Source organism: uncultured Aquimarina sp., from assembly GCF_947492115.1.
GTDB lineage: Bacteria > Bacteroidota > Bacteroidia > Flavobacteriales > Flavobacteriaceae > Aquimarina.
The window spans coordinates 70,970-87,198 of sequence record NZ_CANLMM010000003.1 but is presented as its reverse complement, the minus strand read 5'-3'; the positions used below and the strand labels follow the sequence as shown (position 1 = coordinate 87,198).

9 protein-coding genes are annotated in these 16,229 nt (G+C 33.9%); 5 read left to right on the top strand and 4 right to left on the bottom strand.

What is annotated here, in order from left to right; genetic code table 11:
* Nucleotides 1-116 precede the first annotated feature (116 nt).
* Complete coding sequence (locus tag Q1A73_RS09910; protein WP_299604867.1) at nucleotides 117-3,533, top strand: hypothetical protein; 3,417 nt, start codon at nucleotides 117-119, stop codon at nucleotides 3,531-3,533.
* Between the two features lie 48 nt (nucleotides 3,534-3,581).
* On the top strand, nucleotides 3,582-3,950 hold the full coding sequence (locus Q1A73_RS09905) for a hypothetical protein (protein WP_299604865.1): 369 nt from the start codon (nucleotides 3,582-3,584) through the stop codon (nucleotides 3,948-3,950).
* Here Q1A73_RS09905 and Q1A73_RS09900 read toward each other — a convergent pair.
* Nucleotides 3,947-6,931, bottom strand: coding sequence for a GEVED domain-containing protein (locus Q1A73_RS09900; RefSeq protein WP_299604862.1), 2,985 nt, complete (start codon nucleotides 6,929-6,931; stop codon nucleotides 3,947-3,949). The genes Q1A73_RS09905 and Q1A73_RS09900 overlap by 4 nt on opposite strands.
* A gap of 440 nt (nucleotides 6,932-7,371) precedes the next feature.
* On the opposite strand from Q1A73_RS09900, the gene Q1A73_RS09895 reads away from it, so the two are divergent.
* Nucleotides 7,372-10,335, top strand: coding sequence for a proprotein convertase P-domain-containing protein (locus Q1A73_RS09895; protein WP_299604860.1), 2,964 nt, complete (start codon nucleotides 7,372-7,374; stop codon nucleotides 10,333-10,335).
* Between the two features lie 112 nt (nucleotides 10,336-10,447).
* On the opposite strand, the gene Q1A73_RS09890 is transcribed toward Q1A73_RS09895, so the two are convergent.
* Nucleotides 10,448-11,983: a glycine--tRNA ligase gene (locus tag Q1A73_RS09890; protein WP_299604858.1), complete on the bottom strand. Its 1,536-nt coding sequence runs from the start codon at nucleotides 11,981-11,983 to the stop codon at nucleotides 10,448-10,450.
* 139 nt (nucleotides 11,984-12,122) lie between these two features.
* Nucleotides 12,123-13,004 carry a hypothetical protein gene (locus Q1A73_RS09885; RefSeq protein ID WP_299604856.1) on the bottom strand — a complete coding sequence of 294 codons (882 nt, stop codon included), beginning with the start codon at nucleotides 13,002-13,004 and terminating at the stop codon, nucleotides 12,123-12,125.
* A 78-nt stretch (nucleotides 13,005-13,082) separates the two neighbouring features.
* Here Q1A73_RS09885 and Q1A73_RS09880 point away from each other — a divergent pair, with 78 nt between their 5' ends.
* Nucleotides 13,083-13,763 carry a phosphoribosyltransferase family protein gene (locus tag Q1A73_RS09880; protein ID WP_299604853.1) on the top strand — a complete coding sequence of 227 codons (681 nt, stop codon included), beginning with the start codon at nucleotides 13,083-13,085 and terminating at the stop codon, nucleotides 13,761-13,763.
* Between the two features lie 58 nt (nucleotides 13,764-13,821).
* Nucleotides 13,822-15,435, top strand: a complete 1,614-nt coding sequence (locus Q1A73_RS09875) for an Ig-like domain-containing protein (RefSeq protein ID WP_299604851.1) — start codon at nucleotides 13,822-13,824, stop codon at nucleotides 15,433-15,435.
* Here the strand turns inward: Q1A73_RS09875 and Q1A73_RS09870 are convergent.
* Nucleotides 15,422-16,210 carry an amidohydrolase gene (locus tag Q1A73_RS09870; RefSeq protein ID WP_299604849.1) on the bottom strand — a complete coding sequence of 263 codons (789 nt, stop codon included), beginning with the start codon at nucleotides 16,208-16,210 and terminating at the stop codon, nucleotides 15,422-15,424. The two genes, Q1A73_RS09875 and Q1A73_RS09870, sit on opposite strands and share 14 nt — an antisense overlap.
* Nucleotides 16,211-16,229: the final 19 nt, after the last annotated feature.

The following is a 16,229-nucleotide window of genomic DNA, read 5'->3' as shown; positions in this document are numbered from 1 at the left end:
TATATTTATCGTTATCGCTATTATAAAAACCTATCCAATCAATAATTGTTGCACAAATCATAGTAATTTAAGGGCCTGGAGTGCCTCTGTTTCTGAAAAACTTTAGTTTTGTATCGATGCGTATTTTTACGGTTTTAGGTTTTTTATTACTTCTTAGTACCTATACTATATACGGGCAGGATATTTCTGGAAATTTCAGAAGTAAAAAAGTACCCGTTACCGATACCATACGCATTGATTCTGTGAGCATCAATCCTTTTAAATTTAAATTGCTTTCAAAACAAGGAAATGCTATAGACAGTACTTTTTACAAGGTGAATTTTGAAAATGCGTCTGTAATTTTATCTCCAGAGATTCAAGCACAAAATGATTCGATTACATTACAATATTATCGTTATCCCGATTTTCTAACCAAAAAGTATTTTGAGTTTGATCCATCTCTAATTGTAAAGGAAAATGGGAATCTACAAAAGCTATACAGCTTATCCGAAGTTAATAACAAAAAAGAATTCACTCCTTTTGATGGGCTTACCACTAATGGTAGTATCTCTAGAGGTGTTACTGTAGGCAGCAACCAAAATACGGTATTAAACTCTGAACTAGATTTACAAATCTCAGGTAAGATTAGTGATAACATTTCGCTTAGAGCTTCTATTCAGGATGCCAATGTGCCAGTACAACAAAGTGGATATTCGCAAAATCTAGATGAATTTGATCAGGTATTTATTGAACTCTACAGTAAAAACTGGAATGTAAGAGCAGGCGATGTACAACTACAAAACAATACTAGTTATTTTAACAGATTTACCAAAAATGTGCAAGGTATATCCATTAACGGAACTTTGAACCATCTAGAATCAAACACGAATTTATTCGCATCTGGAGCATTGGTCAGAGGTGTTTTTACCCGTAGTCAATTTACTGGACAAGAAGGTAATCAAGGTCCATATAAATTAACAGGTCCTAATGGTGAACTATTTATTCTTATTGTATCTGGTAGCGAGCGCGTATATGTAAATGGTTTATTACTAGAACGGGGAGAGAACAAAGACTATATTATCGATTATAATGCAGGAGAAGTACGTTTTAATCCCACTTATCCCATTACTTCGGATATGCGGATATCTATAGAATACCAAACTACAGAACGAAATTATTCTAGAATAATAGTCTATGGTGGCGGAGAACACACAAGTGACAAACTAAAAATTGGTGCTTTTGTATATTCTGAAAATGATGCAAAAAATCAACCTTTACAACAAAACTTAAGTGATCCTCAAAAAGAAATTCTATCCAACGCTGGTGATGATCCTACTCAAATGATATCTCCATCAGCTGTACCTGATATTTTTAGTGAAAACAAAATCCTCTATAGAAGAGAAACAATCAATGGACAAGAAGTATTTATATTTTCCAATAATCCAGAAGATGAATTATTTAATGTACGTTTTTCGTTGGTAGGTGACAATCAAGGAGACTATATCGTTGGTGATGTAAATACGATAAGTCGAATTTTTGAATATGTACCACCTGTTAATGGTATTCAGCAAGGTAATTATGCACCTGTTGTACAACTTGTAGCGCCTACCAAACTACAAACTGCTGTGGTACAAGGTTCTTATGTGCCCACAAAAAAAACAGCAGTATCATTTGAAATTTCTGGAAGTAAAAATGACCTCAACTTATTTTCGGATATTGATGATGATGATAATGATGGCGTAGCTGGAAGACTGCAGATACAACAAAATATTTTCTCCAGAGATAGTAGCTGGACCATGAATGCTTTTGCTAATGGTGATTACATCCAGAAAGAATTTAAAAGCATTGAAAGAATCTATAATGTGGAGTTTAATAGAGATTGGAACTTGAACAATCCTCTTGGGGATCAACAATTTTTTACCGCTGGTTTAGAACTACTACATCCCAAAAAAGGATACACAAGATACTCTTTTCAACACCTAAATTTTTCCGAAAATTATAACGGAAACAGACATCTTTTAAACACAGAGCTACGACTTAACAAATTAGGTATTGGAGTGTTTTCAAGTTTGTTAAATAGTAAAAATGAGACTTTAGACTCACGATTCTTTAGAATGTACAGCAACATTACCTATAGCTTTCCCAAAAACTGGATAGGTGCTAAAATGGCTACTGAAGAGAACAAAGAAATTAATGTTGGAGATCAGACATTTACCTTAAATACCCAACGATTTAAATCCTACGAAATATACAGCGGAGTAGGTGATAGTACCAAAATTTATGCAGAAATAGGATATCGACATCGTATAAATGATAGTGTAAGAAACAATAGACTGGACAAAGTGAGCACCTCTAACACCTACTTTTTAAAGTCCAACTTATTGAACACAAAAAACACGCAACTTTCGTTATTTGTTAATTACAGAACCTTAGATAATGAAGATCAAAACCGACAAGATGAGCAGTCACTAAACTCTCGATTGCTGTATAATCAGCGATTTTTTGGAAGTAAAATCAATTGGAACACTGTTTTAGAAACCAATAGCGGAACATTACCACAGCAGGAATTTACTTATATCCAAGTAGATCCAGGACAAGGAACTCATACCTGGAATGATTATAATAGTAACGGTGTGCAAGAACTAGAAGAATTCGAAATTGCTCAGTTTACAGATGAAGCTATCTACCTTAGGGTTTTACTACCTAATCAGGTTTTTGTAAAAACACATCAAAATCGACTTAGTCAGATTATTACTCTAAACCCTCTTTCCTGGTCAGGATCTGAAAATAAAACTAAAAAACTATTATCTCATTTCTACAATCAAACTTCTTATATCGTAGATCGTAAAAATTTGAGAGATAATAATTCCTTTGACATCAATCCATTCCGTAAGGATGAGAATGAGCTGGCACTAAATTTAAGTTTTAGAAATACATTATTTTTTAATCGTGGAAAACAACGCTATACCACATCGTACACATTTCTGTCCTCCACAAACACAAACTTACAGGTAACTGGACTTCAGGAAAATAGTATCGATAGCCATCAACTAACATTTGCTCATAAAATGGCCAAAACATGGCTTTTTGACCTAAAAAATGAACTGATCACAACAGAAAGTATTTCAGAAAACTTTACCAATAGAAATTATGTCTTAGAAGGTTATAAGATTGAACCTAAACTTTCTTATTTGCTATCACCGCAAACACAGTTTAGTATATTTTATTTGTTAAATGATCAGGAAAACATATCTGGAGAAGAAATACTGACTCAACAAAAACTAGGAGTTTCTTTTATGTATGCCAATAAACAACAGATATCGATAAGTGGAGAATTTAACTATTTCAAAAATGATTTTACTGGAAATACATTTTCTCCAGTAGGTTATCAATTGCTAAGTGGTTTACAGCCTGGAGATAATTACACCTGGTCTCTTTTAGCCCAAAAAAAACTAACCAAATATTTAGATCTAAACGTCTCTTATTTAGGAAGAAATAGTGAAAATAATGATACCATTCATACAGGAAGTATTCAACTAAGAGCCTATTTCTAATATTTTTCTCATCTTTACAAATACAAATCTCTTAATTCTTTAATTACCATGAAAAATGCCTTAAAAATTTGCCTGTTTATTCTCCTCATTTCTTTTTATAGCTGCATTACTACTAAAGCTGCAGACGGAAAAGATGGCCAGAATGGAAAAGAAAGTACTCAAAACATCAGCGCAACAGATATGCTAGAAAAAGGACTTAAAAAAGCAACCTTAAAGACTTCTAAATCGAAAGATTGTCCATATATACTTACGGTAGATGATGCTAAAGATCAATTAGATCCTATAAATCTTTTAGACTTTTTTGAAAACGAGGTTCCAGAAAAAGTATGGGTAAAATATGGTAATTTAAGAATGCGAAACAGATGTATAGAAGCTAGACCTGTAACCATCATAGAAATTAGTAAGCGTACAGATTAGTTTACTGAGAATTTTGCAGACTTTCCAGTTTTACCGCTTCCTAATCTAACAAAATAAATACCTGTGCTGGCAAAAGACATATCTAATAAATAGGTAAATCTGCTATTAGCATCTTTATCTACAAAATTAGAAACAATTGTTTTACCTGTAATACTGTAAATACTCAACCTAAGTCTATCATCTGCATTACTATCGCTCATCGTAATCAAAAACTGGTTATTCGGTTGGCTCAAAACTGTAAGGTCTGAATTTGGATTGGTATTTTCTCCAATTTCTACAGTATAATCATGCGTAGTTCCAAATTGCATTGATCCACAAGGCTCGTTAAGCCTTGCTCCATTGTTTGTATTAGTATCACCTGCTCTTACCCTTAAAATATGTGTGCCCAACGGAGCATCGCTTGGCAAGGAGAAAAGAAATGTTTGATCCACATTCTCTTGAGATATTACTTCATTACTTATGATTAACTCTTCATCTTCAAAAACTGCATCATCATCCAGATCTATCCACAAAGAAAGCTGTTCTGCATCACCTTCAGCAAAACCAGCCTGAACTGTAAGCGAATAAACACCTAAAGATCTATCTAGATTAATTACCAGATCTGTAAAATCTTCATAACCGTTACCACATTGAATGTCTCTATTTGAAATATTAGAAAGTACAAAGGAAGATAATCCATCTCCAAATCTCAAACAATCGGATGTTGGCGCACAAAGTTGATGTACAACCACTCTGGAAATAACATCATTAGCTGTATCTTGGTCAGAAGTTAACGAAGTACCTATCTGAAAGTTATAACTGTCAAAAGCAGATAAATCGGCTGTAGCAGTAAAAGTATATTCTGCAGACTCTCCAACAGGAATAGATCCAGTAAAAGTTTCGCTAATCACATCTCCTCCGTCTATAGCATAAAATACTGGAATATTAGATTGAACAGAACCTCCATAATTTCTAATGAGTATGGTAATTGTTTCAGCCGAAGAAATTCCACCTCCAGAAACAGGTGATACTAAACTAATCACTCCAACATCATTAAGAAATAAATTATTAGCTTCTCTATTCGCACAATTATTTTCTGGAGTTATATCCCCAACTAAATTAGTCTCCGCTTCAATAGTAGAAACTGTTCCACTAGTTAGATCTGCGGTAGCATTAAATGTAAACGATGCTGTTTGTCCTGGAGATATAGTTCCTGTAAAAATTTCATTTACTGAAGCTCCTCCGTTTATAGAATAGCTAACAGGAATATTACTTTGGGCAGTAGTGCCGAAATTCTTAAGGGTTACTGTAATTGTCTCAGAAGTGGTAAACGTTGCATCTTCTGGAGCGTCAATGCGAATAACTCCTACATCATTACTAACATTTTCAGCAATTTTAAATACCCCTACAATATTTCTCGCATTATTACCGGAATTCTCAAAATATTCAGCAATATGCCAAAAAGTTTGATCATCTCTTGGGTCTACTGTTATCTGAGCATAATCCCCGTAACGATTTCGAGTCGTTTGATCTACATCTGTACCAACAGCGATAGTTTCTTCTACAAACGTCATGGTTCCTAAAGGATCATCTGCTAATCGTCCAGTATACCTTATTGAAGCAAAACTATCCTGATTTGCCCCATCTGCAACTGTACCCATAGTAGTATACCCCATTCCTATATTACCAAAGACATCCATTGCCATACTACCACACCATGCGCTTTTACCATCTGGGGAAGTATATGTTCCTTCCTGATAAACAGACCATGATTGACCATCTCCATTTTGTCGAAGTTCATACCATCTTATAGCGGAAATATTATCAGAATTTTGCCGGGTATCTATGTCTACAGGAAAATTAAGTACCACCGAATTATAATCACAAAATCTTCTATAATTGGTGGCATACATTACTGTTCCTTGTAAAACATCTATGTCTTGACCACCAGTTCCAGGTTGAGGTAAATTCGCAAAAGAACCTCCATCAAAAGTAGAATCAAAAGGGGTAATATTTCCATTACTAACTGTTAATTCTTCTGCCTCTGTAATTGTTGACAGGTCAGGATTCACCCAATCCACATTGATGGTCCACAATTTTAAGGCATCTTCACTCACTCCCTCCCAATCATCATCCTGAAAATAAATTATTTTAGCATCTCCTTCTGGCGGTAAAGTATTTCCTATCGCATTAAAAGACGCTGGACTATAAAAACCACCTATTCTTGCTCCTGGTAATGGAAAACCAATCATTTGTGCAGTATTGGCTCCAGCAAGCATTTGCTCTCTATCAATAACAAAAACAACTTCACTTGTCATTTGTTGTCCTTGATCTTTATTGGCTGTTACATAATAACCGTCTGACCAAATAGAGAATTTTGTATAATCTGGAAAACTACCTGTATTAAATCTATATGTAAACCATCCATCATTCACTGGATCAGAACCTCTACAGACAGCCACTAAAAACCCGTTCGGAGTATCGCTAAATTGAGTAATCACAAATCTATCTGCAAAACTATCATAAAAAACGATGGGATCTCCTAAGGTTTCACCTGGAAAAATATTAGCCAATGAAGTTGATGGCACAAGCACATTCCCATTTCTATCATGAATAGCAAATGCCGAGTTCTTGGCGCTTACAAAGTGATTAGGTCCTATCGCACCCGATGGGTCCGAGGGTGAAACTGTGCTAGAATTAGTCTCAAATACTAAAGAAGGTGTTTTACTATTTCTAAAAGCTCCTGCTCTCTTTTGTTGTGCAATTAACGCATCCTGTTGTCTTGGTAAACCTTTGCCAGGCACTATTTTATTAGCATCTGTTCTTTTTGGATTTACTTCACCCTCTCTAGGCTCTTCAGGTATTAATTTTTTACCTATTAAAGGACCTACCTCTTTCATATAGCTGGAAGAAGTAACCAAGGTCGCATTACTGGTTTTTTTATTTTGAGTAAAACCAGCTATACAATACAACATAAAAGAAAAGAAAAGAATCCTTTTCATAGCTTAATCAGAGAGTTTTAAGATGAGTTTGTTTTCGTTTTTTGGTCTAAAATACAATTAAACTTCAAAAAATAGTAAAAATTAAGCACTTAATCTATCATTTCTACAGAAAACAAAGGAGATTTCTTACAAATGAAATCTCCTTATACTATAGTGTAACGTTAATTTGATAAAATTATTTAAATAGTTTTATCAAGTTTATTCTAAATAATAAACAAGTCAACTCCATAAAACCCTACTAAACGAACTAATTGGATTTGAATATATGTAAAATGTCAAAATTCATTCTCACAGGAGTATCTTAAGTTTTTAAGAAATTGACAAAACTTTCTTCTAAAAAAGTAATAACAGTAAGATTTTTAAGAAAAACTCCATATTAGGGGTAGGGATATTAACACTTAGTATGTTTATTAAATAACAAATCAAACAAATCAATAATTATGTTTAAAAATTCACTTTTATTAATCCCATTACTGTTATTAGTAAGTTTGGGAACTTTTGCACAAACAAAACCCAGTGCAAAACCTAACTTTTACTCTAAGTCTACTTCGATGAGAGTAGCACCTCCTATTAGTTCCAAAAAAACACTCATACCAGCTAAAAGCTCGGATCAAGAAATAAGAGATGGTAGATATTCAGAAGATAATAGATCCTCTAAAGGTAAAATCATTATCGGTAAAGGATCTAAAGGAGATGATATTTTGGCGAAAGCACAAAAATCATATTCAAAACGTGTTCCTGGATTAGATCCAGAAATTGTTTTTGATACTACGGAACAAAATAGCCAGCCTACAGATCCTTCTTTAGCCGTTGGTCCAGATCATGTAATTGCTGTATTTAATACGGGTTACCGCATTTTTGGAAAAGATGGTAATGCCCTTACTGGTGATTTATCTTCTGATAATATTTTTACAGCTGCAAATGTTTGTTGCGATCTAACAGTTTCATATGACAATGCTGCCGACAGATGGGTTATGTCTATTTTATTTTTTAATGGTAACGTAGAAGTTGCAGTATCCCAAGGACCTGATCCAATTAATGATGCTTGGTCTGTGTATTCATTTGCAAATATTGAAGATTATCAAAAAGTATCAGTATGGTCAGATGGGTATTATATGACTGCGAATGTTAACTCTGCCACAGCAGCTACTGCAGATGCGGTTTTTGCTTTAGAAAGAGATGCTATGTTAGCAGGAGCAGCAACTGCTCAGATCATTGCTTTTCCTTTACCAGGCATTGCTACCGACGGTTTTTACGCTCCACAAGCTTTCAATGTTAGTAATGATAACTTACCAGCAATAGGAAATGCTCCTATTGTATATATGCAAGACGACGCATTTAGTGGAATTACAGAAGATCATATCAAAATATGGACGATTAATGTGGATTTTACAACACCAGGCAATTCTACAATTTCTCAACCTACAGAACTAACCACAACTCCTTTTATTGGCGCTTTTGACGGAGGTTCTTTTTCAAATCTTGCACAACCAGGAGGTGGTCCAGATATTGATGCTTTACAAAATACAATCATGAATCAAGCGCAATTCCGAAAATTCTCTACACATAACTCAGCCTTATTTAATTTTGTGGTAGACACTGATGGTGGACCTGGAGAGATAGCTGGAATACGATGGATTGAATTACGCCAATCTGCTGACGGACAACCATGGACAATTTATCAAGAAGGAACTTACACTTCTCCAGATGGCAAAAATGCATGGAATGCCAGTTTAATTATGGATGATAATGGAAATATAGGAATGGGGTACACCGGTATGGGTGGTACTACTGATACTTTTGTAAGTTCATATTATACAGGAAGGTTTGCAAATGATCCTCTAGGAACAATGACCATAGACGAAACATTAATTGCCTCAGGTGGTGGTGACATCCCTTCATTAAGATATGGAGATTACAGTAAAATAGACATTGATCCTTCAAACGGAGAAAAATTCTGGTATATCACTGAATATGTAAATACTGGAGGTAATAGAGCGAATGTTGCAGGTGTATTTCAAATTGCTCCTAGCAATACCAATGATATTGGTGTAATTTCAATTGATCTTCCAGAAGAAGGAGCTTTTACTAATGCTGAAGATATTACAATAGATATTCGTAATTTCGGAAGTGCTCCTGCATCTAATTTTGAAGTAAGCTATCAGGTAGACGGTGGTGCTTTCATTACAGAAACATTTACTGGCACTATCGAATCTGCTAACATTGCCTCTTATACATTTACACAAACAGCAGATTTATCTGTAGAAGGTCGAACATATACGATCACAGCATCTACAAATTTAACCAATGATGAACTGAACACAAATGATCAGATTTCTACTATGGTTACTCATTTAGCTCCAAATGACATAGGAGTTGTAGCGGTTACTTCTCCAGTAACTGATGATAGTTTAGGAAATGAAGTAATAACCATAACTATTGAAAATTTCGGTACACAAGAACAATCAAACTTTAATGTTTCTTATAGTATCAATGGAGGAACTGCAGTTACAGAAACAGTAACTGGACCGCTTGCTGCTAACAGTACTTTAGATTACACATTTACACAGACTGCAGATTTATCACAATCAGGTTCTTATGAAATTGTGGTAACTACACTTTTATCAAATGATGCAAATGCAAGTAATAATAGTTTTATTACGACTGTAGAAAATGTGACTTGTAATACTGCTGAAAACACTACTCCAGTTGCAATTAGTGAAAATGGTACACCTACCATAACATCTGAGATAGAAATTACAGAGAATGTGATTGTTTTAGACTTAAATGTATTACTTAACATTGAACATACTTGGAATGAAGATCTAACAATCACGTTAACAGCACCAGATAATACCACTATTGTTGAGCTAACAAGTGTAAACGGAGGAAATAGTGACAACTATACTAATACCATTTTTGATGATGCTGCCTCTAATCCAATTACTGGTGGAACAGGACCATTTACTGGAACTTTTCAACCAGAAGGAAGTCTAGCAGATTTCAACGGATTATCTTCTGCAGGAACTTGGACACTTACTATATCAGATGGGGCTAACCAAGATGGAGGTCAATTAGTAAATTGGTCAATTGAATTCTGTGAAGTTGAAGAGGTTACATTAGGAGTTAATGAAAACCTTGACCCAGACAAAGATTTACAAATTATTTATGGAGAAAATAATCAATTCGAAATTCGATTTGAATCTGAAACTGTTACGGATCAATTAGATATGGATATTTTCAACCTTAGTGGTCAAAGACTATTAAGCTATAGATTAGACAAAATAAATAATATTGGCTATGTCTATAATCTTGATATGTCTTACGCCTCTGCTGGGGTATATTTAGTTCGAATCAAAGACAAGCAGAATAAATCTAAAATCAAAAGATTTATTGTTCGATAAACAAATGTTACATAAAAAAAGAGGTCTAAATTTTTAGACCTCTTTTTGTTTTATTTTATTTTATTTGAAATAAGAAATTAATTGCCTTAAATCTTGTACGAAATCACAATTTTTATTTCAACCAATTTTCTGCATCTACTTTTTCTGAAATAATAGACTTTAATTCAGAGATAGCAACTCGTTTTTGTTCCATGGTATCTCTATCTCTTATGGTAACCGTTTGATCAGTTAGCGTATCGTGATCTACCGTAATACAGATTGGAGTTCCTGCAGCATCTTGTCTTCTATAACGTCTTCCGATTGCATCTTTCTCATCGTAAGCTACATTGAATTTCCATTTTAGATCTTCTACAATCTTTTCAGCCACTTCCGGCAAACCATCTTTTTTCACTAATGGTAATATCGCAGCTTTTACAGGTGCTACAACCGCAGGAAGTTTTAATACTACCCTACTAGAACCATCTTCTAATACCTCATCCTGTAAAGCCGTAGAAAATACCGCTAAGAACATTCGATCTAACCCTACTGATGTTTCTACTACATAAGGAACATAGCTTTCTTTTAATTCTGGATCAAAGAATTGAAGTTTCTTACCAGAATATTCTTCATGCGCTTTAAGATCAAAATCTGTTCTAGAATGAATCCCTTCTAATTCTTTAAATCCAAATGGGAAATTAAACTCTATATCCGCCGCAGCATTGGCATAATGTGCTAATTTATCGTGATCATGAAAACGATAGTTTTCTTTCCCTAATCCTAATGATAAATGCCAGTTCAAACGGGTTTCTTTCCAGTATTCATACCACTTCATTTCTTCTCCTGGTCTTACAAAAAATTGCATCTCCATTTGTTCAAACTCACGCATTCTGAAAATAAACTGTCTCGCTACGATTTCGTTTCTAAATGCTTTACCCGTTTGTGCAATACCAAAAGGTATTTTCATTCTACCTGTTTTCTGAACATTAAGAAAGTTCACAAAGATTCCCTGAGCCGTCTCTGGTCTCAAATACAAATCAGTAGCTGATTCTGCTGAAGCACCCAGTTTTGTACCAAACATCAAATTAAACTGTCTAACGTCTGTCCAATTTTTAGAGCCTGTTTCTGGATCAGCGATACCCAGTTCTTCAATTAATGCTTTTACATCAGCTAAATCTTCATTCTCCAAAGATTTCGCCATTCGTTGAAGTACTCTTTTTTGTTCTGAAAGATATTTTACAACTCTAGGATTTGTAGTAACAAATTGCTCTTCATCAAAAGCATCTCCAAAACGCTTTTTGGCTTTTGCGATTTCTTTCTGAGCTTTCTGATATTGTTTTTCGGCATAATCTTCTAACAATACATCTGCTCTATATCTTTTTTTAGAGTCTTTGTTATCAATTAATGGATCATTAAACGCATCTACATGGCCTGATGCTTTCCAAGTAGTAGGGTGCATAAATATTGCTGCATCTAAACCGACAATATTTTGATGCATATACACCATACTCTTCCACCAATATTCTCTAATATTTTTCTTCAGTTCAGCCCCATTTTGTCCGTAATCATATACAGCACTCAATCCATCATAGATTTCACTAGAACCAAAAATATACCCATACTCCTTGGCATGGGCTATTACCTTCTTAAATTTATCTTCTTGATTTGCCATGGCGCAAAAATAATTGAATTTACCACAATTGAAAACGAATTTATTCAATTAATGTACTTACAAAGTAATTTCTCACAAAAACATAAAAAAACCACCATATTACTCAAAATATGGTGGTTATATATGTAATAAGAACTATTTACTTTAATTCAAATTGAGTGTTAGAAATCATTCTTGGTCCAGAGAATAAATTCACTACATAATTTCCTTTCATCAACTCTCCTTCTTCAGCATCCACTAATACACAAACGTCTAGCGCATCATTCTCATAGAACACTTTATTACGACCACTATATGTTAATACAGCATCATCAAAGTTTACTGAGATTTTATCTCCAATAAGATTGTTTTCAGGATTAATTACCTGAACGAATAATTCTTTATCACCTTTTTCTGTTAACTTGTTAGGTGATAATGTAAAACATACTCTCACTTTTTCTGCTCTACTAGATCTAGAAGTTGTAACAATTTTACCGCTATTACGAACTCTTACTCCTTCTGCTTTAATACCAGAAGCTTGTAATGCAGAACCTCTTTCTACGATTTCAGCAAGTTTACTATTCTGATTTGCAAGAGAATCTGAGAATACGATTCTTTCAGAAAGTGCTGTAGAGGTACTATCAAGATCTGTTGCTAGCTGAGCATTTGCAGTCGTTAAACTATCCGCTAATTTGAATAATCTTTCGCGCTCTTTCTTCAACTTACTAACTTCTCTTCTGTAACGTGCGATTAATGCAACATTAGCTTCATAATCTTTTAAGCTATCTAATAAAACAACAACACGTTGTTTTTCTTTTAATAAATGATCGTCCATCACTTCATTAAGAGCAATAGCATTATCATATTTTGTTATTAATTCTCCTAATTCGCTTTCAATTAAATCTTTTTCTTGTTGCAAAATTGCTTTTTCTCTCTTTTCTTCGTTGTAAAACTTATACGTGAAGATCCCCAGAATTAATAAAAGAGCTCCCAGAACACCGATTAGTATCTTAAGGGTCAAGTTATTGTTTTGAGTTGTCATAATAAATTTCTAATTTTTGATGGTTACGTTATATAGTAAATTTAGTTAAATATAATAATTAATGTTAATTCACCTAATATGTTAAGCGACTTAGCTTATTTATTTTTCCCTATATATTGTGCTGCTTGCGACAGTCCATTATATAAAAACGAAAAGGTCTTATGTTCCTCTTGCAGACACAAGCTTCCGTTGGGTAATTTCCATAAGGTTAACGCTAAAAAGATCGAAAAAGTATTTTATGGGCGTGCTAAAATAGAAAATGCGACCTCTTTGTTTGTGTTTGAAAAAGATAGTTTGGTGCAAAATCTTATGCATAATTTAAAGTATCGAGGACAACAAGAAATTGGAAAAGAGCTAGGGATATGGCTAGGCCACGAACTACTGCAATCAGATGCATATCAGAATATTAACGCAATCATACCGGTGCCTTTGCACCCTAAAAGATTACGAGAGCGAGGTTATAATCAGGTGGAGAAATTTGGAAGAGAAATTGCCACCCAATTACAGGCGGATTATATCGATTTTGTTTTGAAAAAAAATTCTTACAACGAGAAACAATCAAAGAAAAATCGTTTTTCTCGTTGGTCAAATACTTCTGAAACATTCACAATCGAAAATGAGTCTCTATTAATAGATAAACATATATTAATTGTAGACGATATTGTAACTACAGGAGCAACACTAGAAGCTTGTATTAAAGTTTTGAAATCCATACCAGGTATCAAAATAAGTATTGCCACTATGGCTATCACCGTATAGATTTTTTGTTTGTTATAAATAGTCGTTTCTTTGTGTCTTTAAAAATCGTAACGGAGCTATGTATAAAAGATCCTATACAGTACTATTTACTATTTTCTCTTTATTATTAATTATCAGTTGTGCAAAAAAAGGTACAATAACTGGTGGTGAAAAAGATGAAATTCCTCCAAAATTTGTCAAAGCTACTCCCCCTAATTATTCTACAAATTTTAATAGAAAAGAAATTCGAATTTATTTTGATGAATATGTGAAGCTAGAAGACGCTCAAAAACAGATTATTATATCTCCACCGATGGATCCTAAACCCGAAATTACTCCATTAGGTGCTGCCAATAAATACATCAAGATTAAATTTTTAGACACTTTATTAGAAAATACAACATACAGTATAAATTTTGGACAAAGTATTGTAGACAATAATGAAGGAAATCCTAATCCTTTTTTTAGATACGTTTTTTCTACGGGAGATTCGTTAGATTCTTTAAGAATACAAGGTACAGTGGCAGATGCTCTTGAAAAAAAGCCGGATCCATTTATAAGCGTTGCTCTTTATGAAATCAATGAAAATTATTCTGATTCTCTTGTTTTTAATGAAGTACCAAGATATGTTACCAGCACTCTGGATAGTATTAATTTTGACCTAGACAATTTAAAAGAAGGAAAATATAAACTTATTGCTCTAAAAGACGCTTCTTCTAATTATACCTACCAGCCTAAGCAAGATAAAATTGGTTTTTACGAAGAAATAGTAACTCTACCAGAAGACACTGCAAAGGTATTTACCATCAATTTATTCAAAGAAGTACTAGATTTCAAAGCACTTAAACCAAAACAGCTTTCTAAAAACTCTTTCGTTTTCGGATATGAAGGAGCATTAGATTCAATGAAAATAAAGTTACTTAGCAATACTCCAGAAAACTTTGAAACTCGCATCTTTCCGGATAGAGAAAAAGACACATTATATTATTGGTTTAGACCTTTCTTTGAAGCAGATTCCTTAATTTTTGAGGTTGCAAACACTAAAAATTTTAGAGATACGTTAGTTGCCAGGTTCAAAGACCAATATAAAGATTCTATCAAATTAAGCAGTAATGCTAAAGGAAGTTTGGCATTTGATGAAGATTTTACACTTTATTCTAATACACCACTAGAGAAAATTGATGACAAGCTTATTAAATTAGTAGATAAAGACACACTAGAAGTTCCTTTTTCCGTTGCACTGAATACAACTAAAAATGAAGCTAAATTTACTTTTGAAAGAACTGAAAGTAATGCATACAAACTAGAGCTGTTACCAGAAGCGGTCACCGATTTTATTGGAAATGTGAATGATAGTATTAGTATTAATTTTAGAACCAAAAAATTAGCAGATTACGGTACCATCTTTTTTACTTTAGAGAATGTAAAACAATATCCTGTTATCATCCAAGCTACTGACGAAAAAGGAAAGTTTATTGATGAAAAAATTGTCACAAAACAAGAAACTGCTGTTTTTGATAATCTCGATCCAGGAAAATACAATTTACGTGTAATCCTTGATAACAATAAAAACGGGAAATGGGATACTGGTAATTTCCTAAAAGGCCTACAAGCAGAAAAAGTAATCTACTTCCCAGAAGTCCTAGAAGTTCGGGCAAACTGGGAACTCAAACAAACGTTTATTTTGGAATAATTCTAAAAGGATCTGCATCCTGCAAGAAAGGTAGTTTTTTACGAGTTTTTTCAATTTGCTCTTTATCCAAGGTTGCATATAAAACAGCTTCTTTTTCTACAGGATTTTCTTCTAAAACAGAATTGCCAAGCACATCATACACCGCAGAATGACCATTATACTCATAGCCTTTTCCATCTAAACCAACACGATTTACACCCACACAATAGGACATATTTTCAATAGCTCTGGCTTGCAAAAGGACATCCCAAGCATTTATGCGAGGTTTGGGCCAACTAGCTACATACAACAGTAAATCATATTCAACCGTGTTTCTTGCCCAAACAGGAAATCGAAGATCATAGCAAATCTGTGGTTTAATTTTCCAATTTTTATACATTATAATCACCTCTTCATTACCAGCCGTAAACACCTCATCTTCTTTTGCCAAAGTGAATAATTGATGTTTATCATACTTCTGAATAGTTCCATTGGGTTCTACAAACAAAAAACGATTGTAATAAGCGCCATCATCTTGTATGATAATACTCCCAACGATTGCACATTCTTTTTCTTTAGCTAGTTCCTGAAGCCACTTTATCGTTTCTCCATGCATAGTTTCTGCAACTTCAGCAGCATTCATTGTAAAACCTGTGGTAAACATCTCCGGAAGGATAATTAGATCTGTTTTGGGTTTCACGGCTTTGATTTTTTGTTCAAATACCGCTCTATTCTGGATTGGATTTTCCCATGCTAAATGAGATTGAATTAACGCAATTTGTAAAATAGCACTCATAGCCTAAAGACAATTAAAC